The 24958-nt window shown below is 41.5% G+C and carries 23 protein-coding genes and 2 tRNA genes; 16 read left to right on the plus strand and 9 right to left on the minus strand.

Features of this window, described 5'->3' with window-relative positions; all coding sequences use genetic code 11:
- Positions 1–12 precede the first annotated feature (12 nt).
- The 4 genes from WC848_02345 to WC848_02360 all read right to left on the minus strand — a co-directional run bounded on the left by WC848_02345 (position 13) and on the right by WC848_02360 (position 4014).
- Positions 13–972, minus strand: coding sequence for a bifunctional oligoribonuclease/PAP phosphatase NrnA (locus WC848_02345; GenBank protein MFA5961494.1), 960 nt, complete (start codon positions 970–972; stop codon positions 13–15).
- A gap of 190 nt (positions 973–1162) precedes the next feature.
- Positions 1163–1495, minus strand: a complete 333-nt coding sequence (locus tag WC848_02350; GenBank protein ID MFA5961495.1) for a ribosome-binding factor A — start codon at positions 1493–1495, stop codon at positions 1163–1165.
- A gap of 4 nt (positions 1496–1499) precedes the next feature.
- On the minus strand, positions 1500–3287 hold the full coding sequence (infB, locus tag WC848_02355) for a translation initiation factor IF-2 (protein MFA5961496.1): 1788 nt from the start codon (positions 3285–3287) through the stop codon (positions 1500–1502).
- A 208-nt stretch (positions 3288–3495) separates the two neighbouring features.
- Positions 3496–4014: a DUF4446 family protein gene (locus WC848_02360; protein MFA5961497.1), complete on the minus strand. Its 519-nt coding sequence runs from the start codon at positions 4012–4014 to the stop codon at positions 3496–3498.
- Between the two features lie 226 nt (positions 4015–4240).
- Between WC848_02360 and WC848_02365 the strand changes: the two genes are divergently transcribed.
- The 7 genes from WC848_02365 (at position 4241) to WC848_02395 (ending at position 9478) form a co-directional block, all read left to right on the plus strand.
- Complete coding sequence (locus WC848_02365) at positions 4241–4831, plus strand: methyltransferase domain-containing protein (protein ID MFA5961498.1); 591 nt, start codon at positions 4241–4243, stop codon at positions 4829–4831.
- A 1-nt stretch (position 4832) separates the two neighbouring features.
- Positions 4833–6212 (plus strand): extracellular solute-binding protein, encoded by a 1380-nt coding sequence (locus tag WC848_02370; protein MFA5961499.1) that lies wholly within the window; start codon positions 4833–4835, stop codon positions 6210–6212.
- 134 nt (positions 6213–6346) lie between these two features.
- On the plus strand, positions 6347–6967 hold the full coding sequence (locus tag WC848_02375; GenBank protein ID MFA5961500.1) for a pilin: 621 nt from the start codon (positions 6347–6349) through the stop codon (positions 6965–6967).
- A 149-nt stretch (positions 6968–7116) separates the two neighbouring features.
- Positions 7117–7479 carry a hypothetical protein gene (locus WC848_02380; GenBank protein ID MFA5961501.1) on the plus strand — a complete coding sequence of 121 codons (363 nt, stop codon included), beginning with the start codon at positions 7117–7119 and terminating at the stop codon, positions 7477–7479.
- Between the two features lie 228 nt (positions 7480–7707).
- Positions 7708–8085 carry a hypothetical protein gene (locus WC848_02385; protein ID MFA5961502.1) on the plus strand — a complete coding sequence of 126 codons (378 nt, stop codon included), beginning with the start codon at positions 7708–7710 and terminating at the stop codon, positions 8083–8085.
- A 10-nt stretch (positions 8086–8095) separates the two neighbouring features.
- Positions 8096–8737: a pilin gene (locus WC848_02390; GenBank protein ID MFA5961503.1), complete on the plus strand. Its 642-nt coding sequence runs from the start codon at positions 8096–8098 to the stop codon at positions 8735–8737.
- A 24-nt stretch (positions 8738–8761) separates the two neighbouring features.
- Positions 8762–9478, plus strand: a complete 717-nt coding sequence (locus WC848_02395; GenBank protein MFA5961504.1) for a hypothetical protein — start codon at positions 8762–8764, stop codon at positions 9476–9478.
- 89 nt (positions 9479–9567) lie between these two features.
- On the opposite strand, the gene WC848_02400 is transcribed toward WC848_02395, so the two are convergent.
- Both WC848_02400 and WC848_02405 read right to left on the minus strand, forming a co-directional pair.
- Positions 9568–10713, minus strand: coding sequence for a hypothetical protein (locus WC848_02400; protein MFA5961505.1), 1146 nt, complete (start codon positions 10711–10713; stop codon positions 9568–9570).
- 11 nt (positions 10714–10724) lie between these two features.
- Positions 10725–11465: a hypothetical protein gene (locus WC848_02405; protein ID MFA5961506.1), complete on the minus strand. Its 741-nt coding sequence runs from the start codon at positions 11463–11465 to the stop codon at positions 10725–10727.
- 618 nt (positions 11466–12083) lie between these two features.
- On the opposite strand from WC848_02405, the gene nusA reads away from it, so the two are divergent.
- The 4 genes from nusA to clpP all read left to right on the plus strand — a co-directional run bounded on the left by nusA (position 12084) and on the right by clpP (position 16619).
- Complete coding sequence (nusA, locus tag WC848_02410) at positions 12084–13406, plus strand: transcription termination factor NusA (GenBank protein ID MFA5961507.1); 1323 nt, start codon at positions 12084–12086, stop codon at positions 13404–13406.
- 271 nt (positions 13407–13677) lie between these two features.
- Positions 13678–14607, plus strand: coding sequence for a manganese-dependent inorganic pyrophosphatase (locus WC848_02415; GenBank protein ID MFA5961508.1), 930 nt, complete (start codon positions 13678–13680; stop codon positions 14605–14607).
- 16 nt (positions 14608–14623) lie between these two features.
- A complete protein-coding gene (gene tig, locus WC848_02420; GenBank protein MFA5961509.1) occupies positions 14624–15907 on the plus strand; it encodes a trigger factor in 1284 nt (427 codons plus the stop codon).
- A 118-nt stretch (positions 15908–16025) separates the two neighbouring features.
- Positions 16026–16619, plus strand: coding sequence for an ATP-dependent Clp endopeptidase proteolytic subunit ClpP (gene clpP / locus WC848_02425; GenBank protein ID MFA5961510.1), 594 nt, complete (start codon positions 16026–16028; stop codon positions 16617–16619).
- A 223-nt stretch (positions 16620–16842) separates the two neighbouring features.
- On the opposite strand, the gene gpmI is transcribed toward clpP, so the two are convergent.
- The gene (gpmI, locus tag WC848_02430; GenBank protein ID MFA5961511.1) at positions 16843–18429 is read right to left on the minus strand and encodes a 2,3-bisphosphoglycerate-independent phosphoglycerate mutase; all 1587 of its coding nucleotides are present in this window, start codon (positions 18427–18429) and stop codon (positions 16843–16845) included.
- A 223-nt stretch (positions 18430–18652) separates the two neighbouring features.
- On the opposite strand from gpmI, the gene rny reads away from it, so the two are divergent.
- The 5 genes from rny (at position 18653) to WC848_02455 (ending at position 21413) form a co-directional block, all read left to right on the plus strand.
- Positions 18653–20185: a ribonuclease Y gene (gene rny / locus WC848_02435; GenBank protein MFA5961512.1), complete on the plus strand. Its 1533-nt coding sequence runs from the start codon at positions 18653–18655 to the stop codon at positions 20183–20185.
- A 158-nt stretch (positions 20186–20343) separates the two neighbouring features.
- A complete protein-coding gene (locus WC848_02440) occupies positions 20344–20616 on the plus strand; it encodes an HU family DNA-binding protein (GenBank protein MFA5961513.1) in 273 nt (90 codons plus the stop codon).
- Positions 20617–20860: 244 nt separating this feature from the next.
- Positions 20861–20931: transfer RNA gene (locus tag WC848_02445), tRNA-Pro, on the plus strand.
- Positions 20932–20965: 34 nt separating this feature from the next.
- Complete coding sequence (locus tag WC848_02450; protein MFA5961514.1) at positions 20966–21226, plus strand: GIY-YIG nuclease family protein; 261 nt, start codon at positions 20966–20968, stop codon at positions 21224–21226.
- 115 nt (positions 21227–21341) lie between these two features.
- Positions 21342–21413 (plus strand) — tRNA-Gly (locus WC848_02455).
- Here WC848_02455 and WC848_02460 read toward each other — a convergent pair.
- On the minus strand, positions 21405–23012 hold the full coding sequence (locus WC848_02460) for a recombinase family protein (GenBank protein ID MFA5961515.1): 1608 nt from the start codon (positions 23010–23012) through the stop codon (positions 21405–21407). The two genes, WC848_02455 and WC848_02460, sit on opposite strands and share 9 nt — an antisense overlap.
- Before the next feature lie 373 nt (positions 23013–23385).
- On the minus strand, positions 23386–24957 hold the full coding sequence (locus tag WC848_02465; GenBank protein MFA5961516.1) for a hypothetical protein: 1572 nt from the start codon (positions 24955–24957) through the stop codon (positions 23386–23388).
- Position 24958: the final 1 nt, after the last annotated feature.

The raw sequence follows: 24958 nt of genomic DNA on the forward strand, positions 1-24958 counted from the left end.
ATGACACACCTATTACTCAATCTTCCACCCATTTTCCGTCTCAACAATTTTACCTTTGATTTCAAAGCCGGAGGCTAGTTCGTGGCCGCCGCCGCCGAATTGGGCGGCGAGGGTTGAAACGTTGACGCCTTTGTATTTTTCACTTCGCAGGCTTCCTTTGATGATTCCGTCATCACGCTCGGAAAGGACGAGGGAAAATTTTGTGCCAGGAACGGTGTTGAGAATTGTTGCAACTTGGGCGATGTCTTCGGTAGTCGCGCCAAACTCCTTGATGTCCGCTTTGGTGAGGACTGACGTGATCATCCCGTTTTCTTGGTTGATGCGTGCGCGTTCAAAGGCGCGACCCCAAAGTTTTAAAGTGGAAATTTTTTTGCTGTTGAAAGTGGCGTTGATAATCTTTCCCATCGGCGCGCCTTTTTTCATCAGTTCCGAGATGATACCGAGTACGTGAGAAGTGGTATTAGAATGCTGGAGGACGCCAGTGTCGGCAATAATGCCAAGCATCAGGAACGTAGAAGTTTCCCGGGTGATGGGAAGATTGTTAGCAATAAAAAATTCATAGACCATTTCGCAGACTGAGGAAAAAGCGGGATCAACTATTGTTATGTCACATTTGATCGTGATGTCTGGATGATGGTCGATGATAGCAGTGACCTGATCGGGAGATATTTTCGGCAGAACTTTTTCAAAACCGCGCTCGACACTGTCAGTCGCAATGATTAATTTATATTTCGCAAGGTCAAGATTGTCAGGGTGGATAAAAGTAATTGAAGAAAAAGGGCTGAGATATTCCGGCAATGGATCAAAACAAACGACGTCGACATTTTTCCCCAAGGATTCGATATATGCTTTCAAAGCCAAAGCAGACCCGACCGTGTCTCCGTCAGGTCGGGTGTGGGCAAAGAGCAAAATATTTTCCGATCCGCGGATCGTATAATTCAAAGTATGAAATTCTTTGGTAAATTTGGGCATAAAGAAAAAGTAGCCTCCTCGCCCTTAGGGAGCGGATGTCACGAGCACGTGACAGGTGAGGGAAAGAGCCATGCATCAAGGATGGTCTTTGCAAAGCAGGTTTTTTCCTAGTATGACGCCCTTGCCCTCATCCGGCCTTCGGCCACCTTCTCCCGAGGGGAGAAGGGGATATAAATAAAGTTTTGTGATTTTAGAGTTCTTTCAGCAGTTTTTCAATCTTGTCCGCTTCGCTTTCAGTAAAATCGCTACGAAATTCCAGGCGAGGCAAGGGTTTGATGCGCAGTCGCTTATTAAGACCAAGTTGAATATTATGGCGTTCTTTTTCCAACGTTTTTAAGGCATAGGGAAACTCGCTTTCCGGAAAAACACTGATGAACACTCGAGTATAGCGGACATCAGGAGAAGTGTCAACTTTGGCAATTGTCAAAAGAACTCCGCTTTTTAGCGAGAGATCTTTGAGGATTATCTCATTGACATATTTTCTTACGAGTTCATTGATTTTGGGAATGCGATTGGCAGCCATAGACTTATAATACTTTTTTCTTCATATCCTCCTTGAAAGAAATCAAAATATCATCAACTTTAATTTTCGTTTCTCCGAGGAATGTGATGCCGCACTCGTTGGGTGCTTTGCAATCATTGACGTCAACTTTGTTGGCTTGCAGATTTCCCATCTTGCCTTTGCCAATAACCACGTCGTCTCTCTCTACTTCCAAAGAAGAGTTTTTTTCGATGCGGCCTGAGGTGACGCGTCCGCCGATGATCATATCTTTCTTGCCGGTTTTAAAGATCGCCAAAACCTTCATCTTGCCAAAATCTTCCCTTTCAAATTCATCGGGGAGCATCGCGACGAGGCGCGCTTTGATGTCATCGATCAGTTCATAGATGATTTTGTAATTTTTCACTTCTACTTTGCTAGCTTCGGCCATTCTTTTGGCGACTGGAGTAAATTCAACATTGAAGCCAAAAATAACCGATTTAGAACTACTAGCAAAACGGACATCGGATTCGGTGATATTTCCCACGCCTGTGCCGACATAGTCGATGGCGACTTTGTCATTTTTAATCTCTCCTAGGATTTGCTGGATCGCTTCCAGGGAGCCATGGACATCAGATTTGATGATGACATTTAATTTGGCAACATTGCCACTAGCAATGCTGGAATAAATTTTTTCTGTGTTGAGATTGGTTCCACTTTCGGCGTGGGAGAAAATCTTGGCTTCGCTGAGTTTGGCTTGCCCGATCGATTTTGAGGCGACGACTTGCAAGATATCATTAGAATTGGGCGTGGCATGGAGGCCGATGAGACTGACTGGTGTGCCTGGCAGGGCTTGTGTAATTCTTTTTCCGGTAAAGTCTTCCAGACGTCTGACGCGGCCAAAGGTATTTCCTGCAATCACGTCCTGACCTTCCTTAAGAGTACCGGTTTTGACTAAAATTGTGGAAACGGGACCTTTATGCGGATCGAGATGTGCTTCAAGTACAATGCCGAGCGCTGTGCGTTCGTGGTTAGCTTTAAAATCTTCTACTTCAGAGATAAGCAGGATATTATCCAAAAGATCATCAATGCCGATATTTTGCTTGGCGCTGATTTTGGAAGAGAGGACCTGTCCGCCCCATTCTTCGAGCAAGATGCCATTTTCGGCCAGTTCTTGTTTGACTCTTTGGACATTTACACCAGGCTTATCAATTTTATTAATTGCAACAACGACAGGAATTTTTTTGGCTAAAAGATATTCAATGACCTCTTTGGTCTGCGGCCTGACTCCATCATCAGCGGCAACGACCAAAACAGCAATATCTGCGAGACTGACTCCGCGTTCCCGCATCGCGGAAAAAGCGGCGTGACCGGGAGTGTCGATAAACGTGATCAGTTGGCCTTTTTTCTTGACTTGGTAGGCGCTGATGTGTTGGGTAATTCCTCCGGATTCCTTCATTGCAACGCTAGTTTTACGGATGGTGTCGAGCAAAGTGGTCTTTCCGTGATCAACGTGGCCTAAGATTGTGACGACTGGCGGACGTGATTTGAGATTTTCTCCTGAGGAAACCTCACTTTTGCAGATTTCCAACAGTTTTTCCAAAGTCATGGCGTCTCCGGCATCGAGTACTTCTTCGGAGGCGTCAAAACCAAGGTCGCTGGCGATAATGGAAGCGGTCTCAAAGTCAATTTTTTCGTTAATCGTAGCAAAAATACCGTTTTTGATCAGTTCGGTAATGACTATATTCACTGGCAGTGCCAAAAGCTCACTAAATTTTTTGACAGTGACCGATGGCGGAAGGATGACTTTTTTTCTAATGACTTCTGGTTCGGGCATGATATTTTACGATTAGGGTTATTTAGTTTGAGACTTACTCATTTGCCAAAAAATTATTCTCAAAAGCACGGTTTCCTCATTTTTACCGGTCCTTGCTGGTTTACCGGAGGCCTGGGATGCTAAAAGAGATGGGCGTGCGAACAACTTTTTAACAAATACGTAAGTCCTACATCTTTTAATTTTGTGAATATTAAAGCCTTTTGTAGGGTTATTTTTTCTTCCTGTCTTCAACTAAAAGCGCGGTTTCGATGGCCTTCTTTTCTTCTTCGGTCAGAGGGAAATTTGGCGATTCTCCATTCGTAATGGCCTTGGAATAAACCCTCGTGCCTTCTTTGGTGTAGAGAGCGGTAATAGTGATGCCGTTATTTTTTCCGTTCAGAAGCGCAATAGAAAAACTTTGATTTCCGCCGACATCTTTGAATGGATTGAAGCGGATAGCGGAAATCTTGTGGATGCCACGCATCGCCAAATTATTGATCTCATTGGAAATGGTGTAGAGCTCTTGGATGTCTTTGTCGAGCACTTTCAGATTTTTGGCTTGTTCTAGGAATATTTCTTCCAGGTTTTTGACTTTTTCGCCTTTGAAAAATTCTCGATTGGTGGCTTGAAGCTTTCGTAGAGTCAGATGTAGAAAAATGTTCCAAATCAGCACAACTAATAAAAAAAGAGAGAAAAGCGCCAAAAAAAGCAATAAATGTGTTTCGATTAGGATTTTGATGGTTGCCATACCTTGATACGACGTAGCTATAGCGTAGTCTATTTTATGCTTAAAATAAAGAATCTCTCCTATCCAGGTTAGCATTAAAAATGAGTTATGTAAAGCTTAAAATAGAAGTTGAATTCCTAATGTTTTAGAGGTATAGCTTTTAGCAATTGGGATGCGGTTGTTGTTTTTTGAATTTTATTGTAAAATGAAAGAGTGTAAAGGACTTGAAAGATATTTTGAAAAGCAAATGGAAAAACAAAAAAAAATAAGCATGGATGGTGATACCAGTATAATAGGGAATCCTTCTCTTGAGATGAAGTTTATCAATCCACAAGCGATTATTGACACGATTGAAATTACTGAAGGAATGACCATAGGGGATTTTGGCTGTGGAACAGGCTACTTTTCATTCCCTCTTGCAAAAAAAGTTGGGCAAAGCGGAATCGTGTACGCCGTCGATATTTTGAAGGAAAAATTGGAAGTAGTCGAATCAGAGGCAAAGATATTGGGGCTTGACAATATTATTGTCAAAAGAGCCAATCTTGAACTGATCGGTGGATCAAATCTGGAAGGGGAGAGTCTGGATTGGGTTTGTTTAGTCAATATGCTTTTTCAAAATAAAAATAAAAGTTTAGTCATTGAGGAAGCTGTAAGAGTTTTGAAAAAAGGTGGGAGGATGCTGGTTGTTGAATGGAGTGGGGATAATCATTTTGGTCCGGAAAAAAAGATGCGTGTAACGCAAGACGAAATTTCTAAATTAGCCTTAAATGCTGGATTGAGTTTTTTGCAAGAGATTAAAATTAGTAATTTTCATTACGGTATAATTTTAGGAAAATAATATGAAAAACAAGATTAGAGCCTTCTCAGCTTTGCTTGCTGTAGTGTCTGTACTATTTGTTTCTGGTTGTGGTTGTGCTCCGGTAGTTAAAAAATATAAAGTCAATTTGGAAGTGTGGGGCGTGGTAGATGATAGCGATGCTTATGTGGAAATTTTTAAGAATTATCATGATATAAATCCCAACGTGGGAACCATCACTTACAAAAAGCAGCGGATCGAGACTTACCAGCAGGATTTGCTCGATGCTTTGGCTTCCGGCAAGGGTCCAGATATCTTTCTTATTCAAAACAATTGGTTACCGATGTTTGCTAATAAGATAGTTGCGGCGCCGAAGGAGATTCTTACCGAACAGAGATTTCGTTCTAATTTTGTCGACGTTGTCGCTGACGATTTTGTTTCCAATGGCGACGTGTTTGCTGCTCCACTTTCAGCTAATTCACTCGCACTTTACTATAATAAGGATCTGTTTAATGCAGCAGGGATCGTTGCTCCTCCAAAAACTTGGGATGAATTTTTGAGCGACACGGAGAAAATAACTAAAATCAATTCCAATGGAGAGATTAGCCCTTCCGGTGCGTCACTAGGAACAAATTCCGGAAATATTAATCGAGCGACTGATATTTTGGGGATGTTGATGTTGCAAAGCAAGGCTTCGATGCGAGATGCAAGTGGAAGGGTGAATTTTGGCAGGGATCAGAGTGCTATAAAGGCACTGGAATTCTACACCAATTTTGCTAAGAGTTCAGCGCCAAATTATTCCTGGAATTCGCGGATGCATTATTCAATCGACGCTTTCTCCGAAGGGACTCTTGCTATGATGTTTAATTATTCTTGGCAAATACCAATAATCAGAAGCAAAGCACCAAAATTAAATTTTGCCGTTGCGTCTGTTCCACAGATGTCCCTTGGGTCGCCGGTCAATTATGCTAACTATTGGGGTTATGCGGTTACGGGAAATAAAATTATCGTCAATGATCCAAAAAGTAAGCTGCTACCGGTTACGAATGATATGCGAGTAACTGAGGCGTGGAAACTTTTAACTTATTTAACAACAAAGGAGGGGATTCCGGCCGTTGCATCATCTTCGGGGATAAGCGTGGTGAAAAAACCAGTCGGAAATTTTGATCCGGCAGCGAATTATCTCGAGAGAACCAAACAGCCAGCAGCAAGAAGGGACTTGATTGATACACAGAGGAGTGATGTTGATCTCGGTGTTTTTGCTCAGGGCAATTTGATCGCCAAGAGTTGGGTAGAAAATGACCCCGTAGCAATCGAAGGTTTTTTTGATGAAATGATAGATAATATCAATCATGGAGCGATGAGTGTGGCAGATGCGATTTCTGTAACGGCTGACCGGATTCAAAGATCTGAACTGAAGTAATCAGACGATCTGTTTCTGATGCTTTTTGTTTTTTTGAGTGCGGGATGTTTATAAATTTATGATAAAAATTAAGTCATTAAAAATGCCCTCATCCACTTTGTGAATGCAAATAAAAAGTGGTGGGAACAAATAAAATGCAAAAGAAAAAATATTTGATCATATTATTGGTCCTCGTGTGCGGTTTGCTATTTGTGAATAATGTTTTTGCCGAATCAACCGGAGGTTCTGTCACAACTTCCTTTCCCAATCCGATTACCTCCAACTCGATTGCCGATGTTTTAAATGGACTGATGAAGGCACTTTATGGCCTGGTAGTAACCTTGGCAATCATCTTTATTGTTATCGGCGGAATTCTTTATATGATGTCCGCAGGTGATCCGGGAATGATTACGCGTGCTAAGAATTGTTGGTTGTTTTCTGTTATTGGTCTTGCTATCGTAATCGCCGCACCAACTTTTCTTAAGCAAGTCGAATCAATCTTGGGAGGAAGTTTAACTGACGAAAATGGCCAGCTTAAAAATGCATTGACAATTGGACAGATTGCTACCAATATTCTTAACTTCCTCTTGTCGGTTACGGGAATCATTGCTATAATCAGTTTAGTTATTGCGGGAGTGATGTATATGACCGCTTATGGTGATAGTACAAGAATAGAGACTGCCAAAAAAACGGGAACATGGGCGCTTGTGGGAATTATTGTTGCGCTGGTTTCTTTGATTGCTGTTCAGCAAATTGCTAAATTGATCACAGGATAGACTCTACGAATTACGAATTTGTACGAATGTACGAATAAATACAGGGGGTTTTTATGATTACTATTAAGCTCGCAACAACAGATTAGTACATTTATAGGAATTCGTAATTCGTAGTCAGATAAAAAATAAAAATAGAAGGAGGTGTTTCAATGAAAAATACAATTAAAAGATTAGCTTACGGAGCATCAGTGACAGCCCTAACGTTACCAGTAATGGCCTTGGGCTATGGGACTTTTGATCCGACGGCTGGTGGCGGGACAGGTCTTCCTCAGCAGTCCATCATGGGAATCATCACGAATATTATGAAGTGGCTGCTTACTGCGATCGGAATCGCTGGAGTGATTGGATTTGCGATTGCTGGAATCCTTTATTTGACAGCTGCGGGAAATGAGGATCAGATCAAAAAGGCTAAAGGTGCTATGGTCGCCTCCATCATCGGAGTGATTGTGGCTTTGGTCGGAGTGGTGGCGCTTAACGCAGCCAGCGGATTGCTTGGCGGAAGTCAGTTCTGATCTATTTTTTATCATTGACTCAATTTTTGAGTTAATATAGAAAAAGGCGTGTTGAGATAAGGAATTCTAATCTTAACATAAAAAATATCTGGTTAATGGGGATAAGCGACTTTTCTTATTGACTTAAAAACAACCCTGGTTAGCCAGGGTTGTTTTTATATTTTAATTTTTTGTGGTATAATTCTGATGCAATGGTTATGTTTAATTTAATTTTTAATCGAAATAAAAATGCAAAAAATAAAAACAATACTGAAGAAAGTTTTTCCAGCTGTGGGAGTAAGTTTGACCTTGCTATTTCTTTGGGCGCAGGATGCTTTTGCTGTTTGGGATCCTACTAGCTTGGTTGGTACTGGGCTGCCTAGTGCTCCGATATATTATATCATTGTTGGGATTTTGGATTGGCTTTTAACTATTGTTGGCGTGATTGGCGTGATTGGTTTTGTCATTGCCGGACTGATGTATTTGACCTCAGCGGGACAGGAAGATCAAATTAAGACGGCCAAAAAAGCGATGCTAGCTTCAATCGTTGGAGTACTTGTGGCTATTTGTGGCGTAGTAGTTATGTATGCAGTAAACTCGATGCTTAATGCGGAGAGTCTATTTTAAGTTTAAAAAAATGAAAAAAAATAAAAAAATATTTATAATTCTATCAGCAGCCGTTTTTTTTAGTTTTCTGATAGTTGAAAAATCACAAGCAGCAACTTGTTGGACGGGAAGTTGCAAAGCAGCTTGCTCAAGCACAGAGCAAATATCTACTGTTCCAGGCGATGGTTGTGGAGATGGGGAAGTTTGTTGTGTCCCAAAATCGGCGGATGTGACAAATCCTTGCGTGGGCCTCGCGGATGGCATTTTTTGCACAACGGAGAGCGGTAAGGCTGGTACTTGCCAGGGCGGGTTTTGTAGTGCAGACAGCAATGATGACGACGACGATGATGATGATTACAATAGCACATCAACTAGTGGTTGGAATTCATCTAACCTGACACAGTTTGGTCTGCCCGATGCGGGCGGTACTGGCGATGCGGGTTATGTAATTTACGCAGTTTTGGATTGGTTGCTTGCAGTGGTAGGTGCTGTGGCGATAATCGCATTGGTTGTTTCTGGCATCCAATATTTCATGGTGGCAACAGATGAAAAAATGATGGAGCGGGCGAAAAAAACTATGACAGCAGCAATTATCGGTCTAATCGTGGCATTGTCTGGATTGGTCGCGATTTATGCCATAGATTTAATGCTTCGCGCGGACTCTTTATTTTAAAAATTTTAAAGATTAAAAATGGATATGCAAAATAATAAAAAAAAATTACTCTTATTTTCTGTAGTAATCTTTGCAGTTGGGTTTTTTATGGCAGGCAACGCTCAGGCGGAGAGTTGTATATGCGGCAGTGCCACGAGTTCGTCATATTCGACCGCACCAACAAGCAACCTTTGCCAAACAGGCACTAATTCTTCAGTTACTCCAGATAGTGGCTATTGGAATTGGAGCTGTGGGGAAACTTGCGATACTGTTAGTTGTCAGGCTCGTCAATCAGTTGATTTAACTACTTGTATTTGCGGCAGTTCTAATGGGCAATCATTTGATGCTGCTCCGACAAGCAATCTTTGCAATACGGGGACGGCATCTTCTGTCACTGGAACAGGGCCTTGGAATTGGAGCTGTGGAGAGAGTTGTGGTACAGCAACTTGTTCGGCGAATAAGACTGGTGATTCAACAACAAATGGAACTGGTATTACTTTTCCGACAAACACGGGACTGCCAACAAATTCCGGATTGGTCAAGGGAATTTTTACGAATGTGGCTAATTGGCTTCTAAGTATTATTGGTATTATTGCTATTATTAGTTTCGTGATTTCCGGAGTCCAATATTTTTTAGTAGCGACAGATGAGAAAATGCTGGAAACCGCTAAGAAAACGATGATGACTTCGATCATTGGAATTGTGGTGGCTTTATTTGGCTATATCGCAATAAAAACAGTAGAGATGCTTTTAAAAGGTTAGCTGTATTGTATAAAAAAAGACAATTTTAAAGGGCAGCTCAGTTGAGTTGCCCTTTTTATCACCTCCTTTCGATGAAGTCGTGATTTTTGTTATTTTCTTGTGAGTATCACCTCCTTTGTTCCTGGAGGTGGAGAGAAACATTGTTTTGTTTCTCTTAGCACGATCACTGTGCCATTTGTGATGCGTGCCTTATCTTCCCAGATCTCACGTACTGTTGTGCCCAGAGGGAAAACATTCCAGCCCCCTACTTGGATTACCTCAGAGAAGGGCGGTGTGCCGGTGGCTGGTATTACATACCGGTCAATTTTTCCGGTACCGGTAGCTGGCTGAGTGGGGCTTTTATTTTTTTTCTGCATCTCAACTTGGAGATGCATTTCTTCCAGTTTCTGTTTTCTAGCTGCCTCATCAGCATCATGTTTTGTCTTGGCCGCTGCAGCTGCATCGGCCTTGGCCTTCTCGCCAGTGATAAAATCCAGGGTATTATCCAAAACTTTTTCCCCAGCATCTTTGATTTTCTGAGATACCGGAGGGGGTGTTAATTGCTTTGGATATCTGGTTTGGATTCTGTTGATAACATCAGTGCCAAGCCAGGGTATTAATACGATAACACCCAGTGAGCAAAAAACAAATCGGATAATCTTGTTTTTGGCCCCTAATCCAAAAGCAAATAAAGCAAAGGATAAGCAGCCAATTAATTTATTTATGGGATCAGTAAGTCGATCCCCCAAAAACGTAAGGTCTGGATTGATCATGGCTTGAGTGAAAAGATAAATTTCCGCCACAATCGCAAATCCCATAGTGAAACCCAAAAAACCTTTTACTCTGCTTCCTGCTGCTGCTCTCTGATATCCCGAGAAACTCATTATTGCAAGAATCGGGAGACCGGCAGTAATCCAAGAGAATACGCCGTCTACCTTACCATAAATAACAACAAGCGATCCAATGAAAGCCGCTAAAAAGAATAGCGGCAATCTCTTGCTTTGCGAGTTCTCTCTGTAGGTCAAATATGCAATAATCAATTCCAGAATTGCCAGAAATTTCCAGAAGAACCATCCGCCACCCGGTGTTAAAGATTGTGTTTGTCCGGGTTGTGCCGAGATGGGTTGCGCGGTTGGGGTTGGGTCTGAAATCATGCTGGACCAAATCGACCAGCAAATAAAAATAGTGATTCCTATCCCTAGCCAGATGAATAAATTTCTATGAGCTCTTGCCCATGTGGTGATCCTATTAAACATTTGAGCCTCCTTTATTTAAGAACTTCATACACAATTTTTGATAAGGCAGTAATAATTGCGATCAGTCCGGTGAAAAAAAGACAAATGGACAAAAACTTATTTCCATGCATCCATTTGACAGTCTTTTTTATTCCGCCTGTTTTCACCAGCAGATCCCTACCAATCGCGATCGCCTTTTGACGCTGATAAATTTGATCAGCCGTCCCAGGAAGATAAGCTTCTTCGATCAATTGAAGAAAAAAATCGTCACAGGGATTGCGAAGGGTCGTTTGCGCAAAAACGAATCGCGCGTTGGTCTCATTTTTTGAAGTAAGTTTTCCACTTTGCTCCAAAAATTCCTTCGTCATCTCCATCAGTCTGACCCGATACTTTCCAGCATCAAATCCGTCAGCAATAAATCTTTTCCGGAATTCCTCTTCCACAATCAGAATAATTCGATTGCTACATGAGGATAACCCAAGATTTCTCCATGTCTCATCCTCGCCGGTTAGTTCCTCCGGGATGAGTGATAAAACCCAGTCCGGAACTCGTCCTTCATTTGGACTTCCCGGTTCTGGTTTCTTGCTTATGCCCATCAACATAGCCATGATAATGGCGAAGTTCTGAACCTTTTCCCAAGTCAGCCACGCGCTTTTTACTTTCTCGGTGGCAGTGGGAACTGCGGCTTCTGTTGCTTTGGGCCTTTCTTCGGGCTTGGGCGCTTCCTCTGTCTTGGGTGTTGTTTTTGGGGTATTTTTCTGATTTCTTGCCATTGTAATCCTCCGTTTCCGTCTTGTCGGCGTAAAAAATTGATATATAAAATTGTCAAGGAGCCGACCATTCGGCTCTTGGTTTTGACCTTGAGTCGAGTCGACGCTCTGTTGCGTTGACCTTATATACTAGCACAAAATGAGAAAAAAGTCAATTTGGGTTTGAACGTATAATTGGATAAGGCTTTATATAAGCCATAAAATTTTGGGGGATTTGGGATGAAGAGTTGATTTGAGGCTATTTTAGGCTAAATATTTGGAAAAATGTGCCAAAAAGGTGAAAAATGTAATAAATGGCTTAAAATAGCCAAAATGTAGTTAACCCGCCTATTTGCAGCGTAGTTCATTCAATTGGTCAGTTAAAAAACTTAATTTGACAAAATGTAAGCTTCTAGTCTATAATATGAGTGTTGATAGGGAAGGAAGATTCAGGTTCGCGAAAGCGGGCTTTTTATTTAAGCTTCAAGCTGCAAATCAATAAAAAACTGGTGTCATGCCGGACTTGATCCGGCATCTATGATGATACGAATCGGAGATCCTGAATCAAGTTCAGGATGACATGAAAAATTTGTAATTTGTAGAAATTAAACTAGCTTTAATTAATCATTAAATAATAAATGTATGCGAAAACTGGGACAAATTCGAAAACCGAGAAAGGCAGCCGAAGAGGAAGAAGCACCGCGAGGCGCGGGTGATTTTGGTAGTGCGATTTCAGCTCTTTGCGAAGAGAAGGGAATCTCAAAAGAGAAAGTGATTGAGACAATTGCGGCGGCCTTAGCGGCAGCTTACAAAAAAGACTATGGCAAAAAAGGCCAGAACATCCGGGCGGAATTTGATGAGGTGAGTGGCGGAGCGAAATTTTATCTCGTGAAAGAGGTGGTTGATGAAACGACACGGGAGTTTGTGGAGGAGAAAGAAGAAGGTGAAGTTGAAGAGAAACGAAGCTATGAGACGAGACCCTCCTTCGCTGAAGCTACGGCGGACGAAGAAAAATTACCGCGTTTTAATCCGGAGCGCGATCTGACTTTGGAGCAGGCAAAGAAAATCAAGAAAAAAGCGGTGGTGGGGGATATTATTGAAACAGTTTTGCCGGAAGAAAAGGATTACGGTCGAGTGGCGGCGCAAACAGCCAAGCAAGTGATCATTCAAAGAATTCGCGAAGCGGAAAGAGATTCGATGTTTGAGGAATATAAGAATAAGGAAGGCGAAGTGATTTCCGGCGTTGTGCAACGGGTGGAAGGCCGGAATGTTTTCATTGATATCGGAAAATCAGTCGGCGTGCTTTTTCCTGGCGAACAGATCGAGCGGGAAAATTATCGCATCGGACAGCGCGTGAAAGTTTATCTGGCGAAAGTAGATGCAGGCACAAAAGGTCCTGGCATCACGCTTAGTCGGGTGCATCCGGAAATGGTGCGGAGACTTTTTGAATTGGAAGTGCCGGAAATTTTTGCCGGAACGGTGGAAATCAAAGCAATCGCGAGGGAAGCAGGTGAGCGCACGAAAGTGGCTGTTGCTTCGACAGAAGAAGGAATTGATCCGATCGGTTCTTGTGTGGGACAAAAAGGGACGAGAGTGCAAGCGATCATTGAAGAATTGGGCGGAGAAAAAATTGACATCATCCTTTGGAACGAAGACCAGGCGAAATTTATTTCCGCCGCGCTTAGCCCAGCCAAAGTTTTGCGCGTTGATCTCAATGATGTAGAGAAAAAAGCGACCGTTGTCGTACCAGAAGAGCAACTATCACTGGCGATCGGCAAGCGCGGACAAAATGTCCGTCTGGCCGCCAAGCTGACCGGTTGGAAGATTGATATTGCGGGAGTAAGCGCTGATGAAGATGGAAAAGAAATCAATAATCAAGAAACAGTGAACAGTGAACAGCAGGGGGAAGAGAAAAAAGAAGAATTTGTTGCGCCAGAAGTGGCGGAAGATAAGACAGAAGAGTAGATTCTTAAATTGTGTCATCCCCGCACCCGTTTCACGAGCATAAACTCCGGCGGGGATCCAGGCGCCTCAGGTGAAAAATAAAGAGAAAACGAATTATTAAAATTCAAGACTTAATGAAGCAGAACTCTTGCCAGACTTGCAATTCGGTTTTCCAGGGTTCATAAATTGTGGAACCTGGATTCCCGCCTGCGCGGGAATGACAAGGAGAGTAGTGTATTTTTCTGAAGCTCTCCGTCAAAGCAGAAATAATAAAATAATTATTAATAAAACGATGAAAAAATTAATTATTATTGGCCATAAGAATCCAGATACTGACACAGTTGTTTCTAGTTTGATTGCGGAACATTATTACAAGAATGTTTTAAAAATCGAAGCCAAGGCATATCGTGCGGGAGAGCTTAACAACGAGACGAAATTTGTTTTGGCGGAGTTTATGCTACAGGCGCCAGCGCTACTTAAGAAAGCCGGAGAGAAAGATGTTTTTGTCTTGGTTGATCATAATGAACTTAGCCAGACTGTGGATGGTTTGAACATCGGGCAAATTGAGCGGATCGTTGATCACCATAAGCTCAACCTGCAAACTGAAGCCCCGATTTTTTTGCGTACTGATCCGATCGGGAGTACTGCTTCGGTGCTGGCAAGAATGTACGGCGAAGCGGGAAAAAAAATTCCGACCAACATCGCAAAACTGATGCTGGCGGGAATCTTGTCTGATACTTTGAATTTAAATTCACCAACAACGACGGAGGTGGATAGAAAATTAGTGAAAGATTTGAACAAAATTGCCAAGCTGAATCTGAAGCAATTTGTGGCTGATTTATTTTCTGCCAAATCAAGTCTCAGGGGAATTTCTTTGGATATTTTGATCACACAAGATTATAAGGTATTTGAAATGGGTGCTAGTAAGGTCGGGATTGCTGCTTGGGAAACGACTAAACCGGAAAGTGTTTTGGTGGAGAAGGAAAAAATATTAGAACTGCTTGCGAAAAAGAAGCAACAGGAAAAACTAGATTACATCGTGTTTATGCTGGTGGATATCATTGCGCAAAACAGTACGCTGTTTATTGTCAGTGAAAAAGAACAGGTGCTTTTGGAAAAAGTTTTTGCTGGAAAAATTTCTGGCAACGAGATGTTTTTACCGGGAGTGGTTTCACGAAAAAAACAGATCGTGCCGCCATTGACTGAGAGCCTAAATAAATAATAATTTTAAAGTTTCTATGATAAAGCAACTACCTAAATCAAGAATCGAAGTGGAGCTGACTGTGGAGTGGTCGGAGTGGGAAAAGTATATCGCACCAGCTGTTTCTGAAATTTCCGCGGAGTTTAAGTTTCCCGGATTTCGTCCAGGGAAAGCGCCAAGAAATCTTGTCGAGCAAAAAGTGGGCAAAGAAATGATCCTTTCTCACGCGGCGGAAAAAGCGATCAGCAAGAGTTATTCTGATTTTGTTATCAAAGAGAAATTGGCAGTGCTTGGCAGTCCGCAAGTGGAGATTGATAAGATCGTCGAAAATGAGCCGCTTGTTTTCAAAGCAACTGTGGCGGTGATGCCAAAAGTGACTGTCAAAGATGACTACAAAGTGGAGATTAAGAAGATTAATGCTGATTTTCAGAAAAAAACGGCCAAGGTTGGCGAAGAAGAAATTACCCTCGAACTGGAAAAGATTGCTAATAGTCGCGTAAAATTAGTTACGGTGCGGAGGCCGGCAGCGAAAAATGACAGTGTGGAGGTGGATTTCGCGGTGAGTATTGACGGGAAAGTGATCGAAGGTGGAGAGAGTAAGAATCACGCGCTGGTCATTGGCAAAGAAGTGTTTATTCCTGGCTTTGAGGATAATTTAATTGGAATGAACGAAAACGAAGAAAAAGAATTTGAACTTAGTTTTCCTGATAGTTATCACAAAAAAGAGCTAGCGGGAAAAGCGGCAAAATTCAATGTGAAGATGGATCTAGTACAAGAGAGACAGATCCCAGAAATTAATGATGAATTTGCCCTATCTTTAGGAAAATTCAAGAATCTTTCGGAACTGAAGAAAAATATCCAGGAAGGCTTGGAACACGAAAATGAACACAAATTGAAAGAAGAAAAGCACGGAAAATATTTGGATGCAATCGTGAAGAGTCTAGAAGGTGAATTGCCCGAGGCACTCGTCGCTGATGAACTCAATCGGATGGCGCAAGAGTTTGAGGGTCAGATCCAATCGACCGGTATGACACTAGACCACTACTTGGAACATCTGAAAAAAGATAAGGCAGAACTTCTGAAGGATTGGGAACCGCAGGCGGAAAAAAGGATTAAATCGGCCATGGCGCTGAAAGAAATTGCCAAAAATGAAGAGGTGAAAGTAGAATCAGCGGAAGTGGAAGCGGAAATGAACAAAACCGTGCAATACTACAAGAATGTCAAAGATTTTGAAAAGAATGTCGATATGCAGAGATTGTATAGTTATGTGAAGGGAACGTTGGAGAATGATAAGGTGTTTGAGATGCTGGAGAAACTATAATATTTTTTATAATTTACAATTTTCAATTACCAATTTTCAATAAATTTTCAAGTTCCAATTTGAAAATTGATCCATTGACAATTGAATGTAAATTGAAAATTGATTATTGAAAATTAATATGAACAACTTAACGAATCAGTATCTTATTCCAACCGTAATCGAAAAGACCAGCCAAGGTGAGAGGGCATATGATATTTATTCACGCCTGCTAAAAGATCGGATAATTTTTTTGGGTAGTTCGATCGATGACGTGTCGGCTAATATTATCATTGCACAACTTTTGTTTTTGGATTCGCAAAATTCCAAAGAAGATATCAAGCTCTATATCAATTCTCCCGGCGGATCAGTCACGGCGGCGCTCGCAATTTATGACACGATGCAATTTGTCAAAATTGACGTCTCAACGATCTGTGTGGGAATCGCGGCTAGTGCGGCGGCGCTGCTGCTCGCTAGTGGTGCGAAAGGAAAAAGGATTGCATTGCCAAACAGCGAAGTGATGATTCATCAAGTGATGGGTGGCGCGCAAGGCCAGGCGACAGACATCGACATCCACGCGAAACATATTTTGAAAACGAAAGATAAGTTGAATGAAATTTTGGCGACGCATACTGGTCAACCAATTGCCAAAGTGACGATTGACGCGGAACGAGATTTTTTCATGAGCGCAACTGAGGCGAAGAAGTATGGAATTGTGGATAAAATCATAAAATAAAGGAACCCTCCTCGCCCTCCGGGAGAGGATGTCACGAGCACGTGACAGGTGAGGGTAAGGGTTATACATTAGGAATAATCCAAGCTAGTTTAGTTTTTTCCTAACATTACACCCTTTCCCTCATCCGGCCTCCGGCCACCTTCTCCCGAAGGGCGAAGGAGATATAAAGAAAAACCCTCGAAACTTTAAAAGTTTCGAGGGTTTTTTGAGATAAAACTAAAAACTATTTTTTGTTTTCCAGAAACGGCAACAAACTTTCTCCGGTCATTTCTTTGGATTTTTTGATTCCGAAAAGATCAAGAATTGTTGGGGCAATATCGCTGAGGAGTCCGGATACTTCAAAATTTACGTCAATAGCCTCACTTTTTTTGCTAGAATGGTTTTGTGCGGTAACAAACCAGAGTGGAACTGGATTGGCGGAGTGTTCGGTATTTTTTTCTCCAGTTTTGAGGTTGATCATTTCTTCTACATTACCATGATCGGCCGTGATGAGTAGGCAGCCGTTTTTTTGGGTAATTTCTCGAATTAACTTGTCTAGGCATCTATCCACTGTCTCAATGGCGATGATAGCCGCCCGTTCATTCCCAGTGTGGCCGATCATATCGGGATTGGCATAATTAAGAACTATGAAATCATACTTTTGGGCCTGCACATATTCACAAACCTTGTCTGTCAATTCCTGCGCGCGCATTTCAGGTGCCTCGTCAAAGCGCGCGACATCTTTTGATGGAATAATGACGCGGTCTTCTAGCGGGAAGGGCTCTTCATTTCCACCATTGAAAAAATAGGTGACGTGGGCGAACTTTTCTGTTTCGGCGATTCTCAGTTGGGTTAATTTTTCTGCGGAGAGAATTTTTCCAAGACAGGATTCAACTTCGACAATAGGGAAAGCGATGTCATTTACTGGTAATCCAGTTTCGTATTGTACCATACTGACAAAATGAAGATTAGCTATCTTTCTTCTATTAAATTTATCAAAATCAGGAAGGGTAAAAGCTTTTGTGATTTGACGGGCGCGATCCTCGCGAAAATTAAAAAAAATCAAGGCATCGTTATCGGAAACCGTCGCAATCGGTTTTCCATCTTCAGTCACGACAGCTGGAACGATGTATTCATCAAAAACCTCTTGTTTGTAGGATTTTTTAAGATAGTCTAGGGGGTCAGTAATCTGTTCGCCCAGACCATCTGTCATGGCCGCATAGGCTAATTGGATGCGATCCCAGTTGTTATTGCGATCCATGCCATAATATCTACCTCCAATCGTGGCAATTTTTCCCACGCCGTAAATATTAATTCTCTTTTGCAGATCCGTAATACATTCTACTCCTGAAGTAGGGGCACAGTCTCTTCCGTCGGTAAAAATATGCAAATAGACGCGATCAAATTTTTGCTCATGCATCAGTTCTAAAAGTCCATAGAGATGGTCGACATTAGAATGGATGCCGCCTTTACCAAGGAGGCCCATAATGTGAACAGACGACTTATTTTTCTTGGCATGATCAATCGCACCCAGAAATGCCTTATTTTTGAAAAACTCGCCATTCTGTATGGACATCGTGATACGTGGCAAATTTTGATAGAGGGTTTGTCCTGTGCCAAGAGTGAGATGGCCCACTTCTGAATTGCCAGGTTCACCCCAGGGAATTCCGACTGAAATGCCAGAGGCCTGAAGAGCGATATGGGGATAGAGTTGATTTAGTCTTTCAATTGTGGGCAATTTTGCGGAAGCGATCGCGTTGCCTTTTGTTTGCTTACTAAGTCCCCATCCGTCCAGGATAACAAGTGTGATTGGTTTGAAGATATTCTGCATATTTTGTTTGTTAGCTTTAGATGATTACTAGTATATGTTAGCACTCTTGGCGTGTTTTGACAAAAATTGGCGGTTGTAATACCATTAGAGGGGTAGATAATTGTTTAAACAACTCTAGTTTATATTGATAAAGGGGAATATTCAGGGGTGGCGCCCTGGCTTTTCAAAAAGTATCTGTGGCAAATTACATTTATGATTTATCAATTGAATAGAAAAAAATATTATGGAAATGGGTTTAACGGTGCTAATCACCGGTATTTTATCTTTGGGAATCGGGTCAGTCCTGGGCTATTATGCCAGGCAGACAATTGCTAAGAAGCAACTTTCCACAGCGGAAGGCAAGGCCTTGAAGGTGGAGGAAATGGCAGAAAAAAAGGCACAGGAAATTGTGCTAGAGGCGAAAAATAAGGCGGTGAATATCCTAGAAGAAGCCAAGAAGAAAGAATTTGACAAAGAAGAGCAACTCCTCCGGACAGAGGCACGTTTGGATAAAAAAGAAGAAAGCTTGGAGGGAAAAATTCAGGATGTAGAAAAAGAGAAAGAATTGTTAGGTAAAAAGGCGGATGAGGTCAGGGAGATTCGAAAAGAAGCGGAAGAAGCTAGAAAACAAGAATTAAAAAGGCTGGAAAAGATCGCAGGGCTTTCAAAGGAAGCGGCTAAGAAAATTCTTTTGCAACTGACTGAAGAAGAAAGTCGAGAGCTTTTGGCCAAAAGGATCAAATCATTGGAAATTGAAGGACGTGATACTTTAGAAAAGAAAGCGCGTGATATTATGACTGGCGCAATCCAAAAATATGCTGGTTCGCATGCAGCTGATGTGACCACAAGCATTGTTGCAATTCCATCTGACGAAGTGAAGGGTCGGATTATCGGAAGAGAGGGACGAAATATCAAGGCCTTGGAGCGGCTTACGGGGATTGAAATTATTGTCGATGATACGCCGGAAGCGATTGTTATTTCTGGTTTTGATCCGATTCGCAGAGAAATTGCGCGAATTGCGATTGAACGGCTTATCTCTGACGGACGGATCCATCCAACCAAGATCGAGGAGGCAGTGGAATTTGCTAAGTTGGAAATTAATAATAAGATCCGTGAAGCCGGTGACGCTGCTGCTTATGACGTAGGAGTGGCTGGGCTTGATCCGAAACTGATCCATATCTTAGGACGTCTCAGATATCGGACTAGTTATGGCCAAAACGCACTGTTACATTCATTGGAAGTGGCCCATCTCTCTGGAGCATTGGCGGCGGAATTAGGCGCGGATGTGAGTTTGGCGAAAAAAGCGGGACTCTTGCATGACATCGGCAAAGCGATTGATCATGAGGTGCAAGGCACGCACGTAGAAATTGGCATCAAGATTTTGGAAAAATTCAAAATTGGCAAAGACATTATTGATGCGATGAAATCTCACCATGAAGATTATCCATTTGAAACACCAGAATCGATGATTATCTCAGCGGCCGATGCCATTTCCGCTTCACGTCCCGGAGCGAGAAAAGACACGCTGGAAAATTACCTCAAGCGCTTGGAAGAACTGGAAGCAGTGGCGACATCTTTCCCGGAAGTGGAAAAGACCTATGCCATCCAAGCCGGAAGAGAAATTCGCGTATTCGTGCGACCGGACAAAATTGATGATCTGGGTTCAATTAAATTGAGCCGAGCGATTGCCGATAAGATTGAAAAAGAGTTGAAGTATCCAGGTGAAATCAAAGTGAATGTGATTCGCGAAACACGCGTGGTGGAATATGCTCGTTAGTGTGTGGATAAATGCATTTGCTTTATTTAAAGCAATTGTAGTAAAATAGAAAGACAAGCAGATTCGATAAGAATTAAGGTACGCGCCAAAGTTTAATTTCCGAAAAATTAAAGGGCTTGGCGAAACTATTGAAAGGAGGTGATAATATGGCAGGCAATATCAATAAAGATGCTTTGGTAAGCGCAATCAGCGAAAAGACTGATTTGTCCAAGAAAGACATCGAAATGGTTTTGGAGACAATGATTGAAGTTATCACTAAATCTCTAAAAAGCGGAGATAAGGTAACAATGACCGGTTTTGGAACTTTCAAGGTTTCTAACCGTGCAGCGAGAGAAGGAATCAATCCTCAAACTAAAGCTAAGATCAAAATCCCAGCAATGACCGTTCCTAAATTTACAGCTGGAAAAGCTTTGAAAGAAGCTGTGAAATAAATTTAGTTTGAATATATTTTCTAGAAAATAAATTAGAAGATAGCAATAAAATCCCGCGCAAGCGGGATTTTATTATGCTTATTGACTAAAGGGCGGTTTACGGATATGATTTATAAGTCAGTAAAAACGGTATGTAGCTATATTATGGCCAAGCGGGCTTGCCCGCCGGAGCTTTAGCGTAGTCCTCCTTCGCGTGATACTAGCGGGCCTTGCCCGTCGTAGTCACGCTTCGGCGGGACGGAGACGGGGCGTTGTGTAATGGTAGCGCGCTTGGTTTGGGACCAAGTAGTCCGAGTTCGAGTCTCGGCGCCCCGACAGAGAAACAGAATGTTTTAGAGTTAAAAATAGTATGTTGTGCTATGTTTATGTCCTAGAGAGTAAGAAAAATAGAGATTTCTATAAAGGGTTTACCCAAGATATAAACAAAAGACTAAAGGAGCATAATTCTGGCTTAACCGAGTCAACGAAAAATCACAGACCATGGAAGCTAGTCTATTGTGAAATATTCCTAAATAAGCAGGATGCGATTAATCGAGAAAAGTATTTAAAGGGCAATTGGGGTAGGAAATTTCTCAAAGAAGTATTGAAAAATTATATAGAAAATAGATAAATTGTTTCCGGCGTGCCTGCGGCATTTGCTTGCGATATGGATAGTAAGTGCTCTCCGATGATAGCTAAGCTTAAGAAGATGTATCACTTATTAAGTTCGGTGGCAAATGCAGCAGGCGGGTATCGTATAGTGGCTAATATACGTCCTTGCCAAGGACGAGCGACGGGTTCGATTCCCGTTACCCGCTCAAAGATTCAAAAACGGCCTCCTTATGGGCTGTTTTTGTTTTATCTAAAGCAAAATCAGTCAGTTCTAACCTTGGGTTTTGAGCCTTTATGGTTTCTATGCCTTTTTCAATGATTTGGTACTGTTTTCTCAAAGTAATATCAAGGATTCCGTCTTTAAGGATAAAGCTTGAACCTAGCGATCGCAGTATTGTAGTCTTGGTTTTATAGTCTCCAGCGTTAAAATTCTCTTTTGCATACACTGCGAATTTGAAAGTTTTTTCCGTCAGTTCTAACCATTCGTCGGCTCGTTGACTTAAATTGTCCAAAGTCTGTTCAATTTCAGACTTTTCTTTTAAAAGGGATAGTTTTTGCGTCTTAAACTCTTCTTCGCTTAGGAGTTCTTTATCTCCGTTGGAAGGCGAGATGAAGACTTGCAATAGGTTATCAATTCTATTCTGGCAACTCTTAAGCGTCTTCTGCTGATTTTCAATCATAATATTTCTGTTGTTGACTTCAAATTCATTATCTCGACTTAGTACCTTTAACGCAAAACCTAAAAAGCTTTCTGGCAAAGCCACACTTTCCAATTTTTTGATGATCTGGTCATTGATTTTGTCAAAAGAGATGGGCTTTTGGTTGCAATGCGTGTCTAATTTCTTCCGAGTGCAACGGTGATAAAGAAAACTTTTTATGTTACCCGTGGATTTTATTCTTTTAGTCTTGATCTCTGTGGTGATGTGACAGCCACATTCACCACAGCGGATAGTGCCACGATAGGGCAGATCCTTATGCCTATTTTGTGGTTTCGTTTTAATCCCCAGTAGTCTTTGGACATGGTCAAATTCATCAGATCGTACCATGGGAGTATGTTTTCCTTGGTACGTTTTTCCCAAAAAATCATATTGACCGCAGTAGAAAGGATTGATGAAAATTTTGTATCCATGCGTTTCATGGAGTTTAAAATCTCCCTTTTTGGTCGTTCTTCTAAGCCCCCATTCATTGTTGGCAATGTCAACTATTTTAGAAACCGAATATTCTCCCGTTAACATCAAATCCCACATTTTGCGAACGATAGGAAATTTCTGATCATCAACATGTATAACTTTACTCCCTTGATCTCCACCTCTATCATTCAAATATCCAATCGGTGCTCGCCCAGGTCGCCATCCCTTCTCTGCCTTGGAAAGCATGCCTCGTTTAACATCTCGTCCAAGATCGATAATATATTGACTTGCCATTCCGAGTTCGACGGCCATCATCATCACATTATCAGCACTCCGATATTCTCGCCCAGGAGTTTGGATTGATTGGATTATTCCTTGTTGAAGCAACCATTGAATTTCGCCTCCGTCAACCGGATTTCTTGCAAGACGATTTATTTTCCAACAAAGTATTCCACTTGCTTTGCCCTTTTTTATTTCAGTCATCAATTTATTGAACTCTGGGCGACCTGGTTTTTTAGCGGATTGATTTTCTTGAAAAACGCCTTTAATTTCAAGATTAAGTTGCTTGGCAATTCTGCCAAGTTCCTTTTTTTGATCTTCGATTGATTGGATCTGGCGATCTTCTGAGTCAGTCGACTTTCGGAGATACATCAGATATTTTGGCTTGCTTTCCATGGTGTAATACAAAATTTAACACGCACCTAAAATCGATTATATAGCGCTCTTATTCTTTGTACACATATCAGAACGCTTTTTTATCGGCTTGTACACCGACCGAACCAGCTCGACTAAGTTTTCTGAAATTTCAAAAGCCTCTTTAAGTGAAATTTTTTCGCCCGTTTCTTTCTCGTAGAGTATTTGAAATTTTTTAGCGTCTGATTCGGTTATCATTTTGATTGTTATAATTTAGATTTTTTCTTACACCCATTACACCGATAGCGATTTTGCCTTTAGACAAAACATTCTATGGGTGTATGACTTTCTATTGAGATACATCGGGTGAATGATCGCTTTTACACCAAACAACATCATGTTTAGTGTCTTACACCTAAAAAAGAGTGCCTTCTGAAACACTTTGTTGCTCCGGTGTAGGAGGTGTAATACTTTTGCTAAAATAGCTGGCGTATATGGTCTCTACCTTGCTTTTTTCAAACAAGTAGCGGTTTCCGTTTTTTGTATGTCTCTTTTCAGATGAGAGATTGAAGTTTTTGATCGCACGTCCGACCATATTTGCCTTGTGTTTGTCGTTTTTTGCGTCACTGAAAATTTTTACATCACTTGTGTAATCGATGTATTGAGCAATTTCTTTCGGACTAAGTTCGATCATGTCTTTTCCTTCGAATTGTTCAATAACGGCAATGGCGACAGCTTCTTCAATTTCAGATGGTTCATATTCGGCGAATCCGTACCACGCAAGAAAGCGTTCTTTTGCTCCTTCAATTTCATCTGCCCAGCCAAATAGTTTAAAAATTGTTTCTATTGGAAGCCAAAGCTCCAGTTTGCGCCCGACGATGTCATTATTCTCACGGCTTTCTGATTTGCCAACAGTATAAAGTGAGCCAACTTCGCCGTAATTATTAACCAAGAATTTATAAATCATCCCTCGTATTTCTCGCCAGTTCTCGTTGTCGTCATCGGGATCGTGAAAATTCTTCTGACTTCTGATAAGTGGAATAACTAAACATCTATCTCTTAAGTCTTCTGGGAGTTCTTTTATGGATGCAAAAACTTTTGGTGAATAGGTTTCAAATTCTAAGATTTCTCTGCGACCTTTATTGACATTCATGATCCTTCTTTTGCCACCACCTTTTTTGTACGAATCAGCCAGTAAATCTAAAAGTCCGCTGTTATCCTTGGGGTTTATGGAATCTGCTTGATCGATTAGATATGTACCTCTTAAAGCATCAACTGTATCACCTAAGGCCGCCATCGTTGGGCGTGATTTTAAGGCGTTGAAGCAAACTTGTCTTAAGAAGTTAAGACATTGGCTTTTGCCCGATCCTTTGGGAGCTTTGATGTTGAGAAAAGGATATGCGTAAAAGATTGGGAAAAAGTAAGTTCCAGCTATCCAAGCCGATAAAAGGTGATAATCAATTTCTTTTTCCAGCTCAATGTATTTTTTGGCCAATCCCGTAATTTTATTCGCCATCTCTTTCGGATTGGGAATGGTGTTATTGGCGATTGTAAAATTCTCAACAAATTTTTGTAAAGCGTCCATACTCCAGCGATCTTCAATCCACATCAATTTTCGCTTTTGTAGTTCCAGAAAGTATGTCTCCGTTGTGTCGTTCTCATCCTCATCATTTTTAATCACGATTATGTCTTTGTCGGTAAGCATGATAGCCCTGTCTCTCATTATCAAGAAGACATTTTTTTCTTCCTCTACCGAAGCTCGGTAGCGAAATCCTAAGACCAAAAAATTATCTCTTATATCTAGTGATGGATGGAGAATTTTTTCTCCCATGCTTTCGATTTTATTTTCTTGTAGTTTCTCTGGCGGCTGTACAGTAACCATTTCTCCGTTTGGAAGAGTAATTTCGATGGTAGAATGTTCGTTGTTTTTTTCTTCCTCGATTTCTTTTTTAAGTTCTTCGAGCTTTTTCTCTGATTGTGTTTCCATA

The sequence above is a fragment of the Parcubacteria group bacterium genome (genome assembly GCA_041659505.1).
Lineage (GTDB): Bacteria > Patescibacteriota > Minisyncoccia > Moranbacterales > UBA2206 > UBA9630.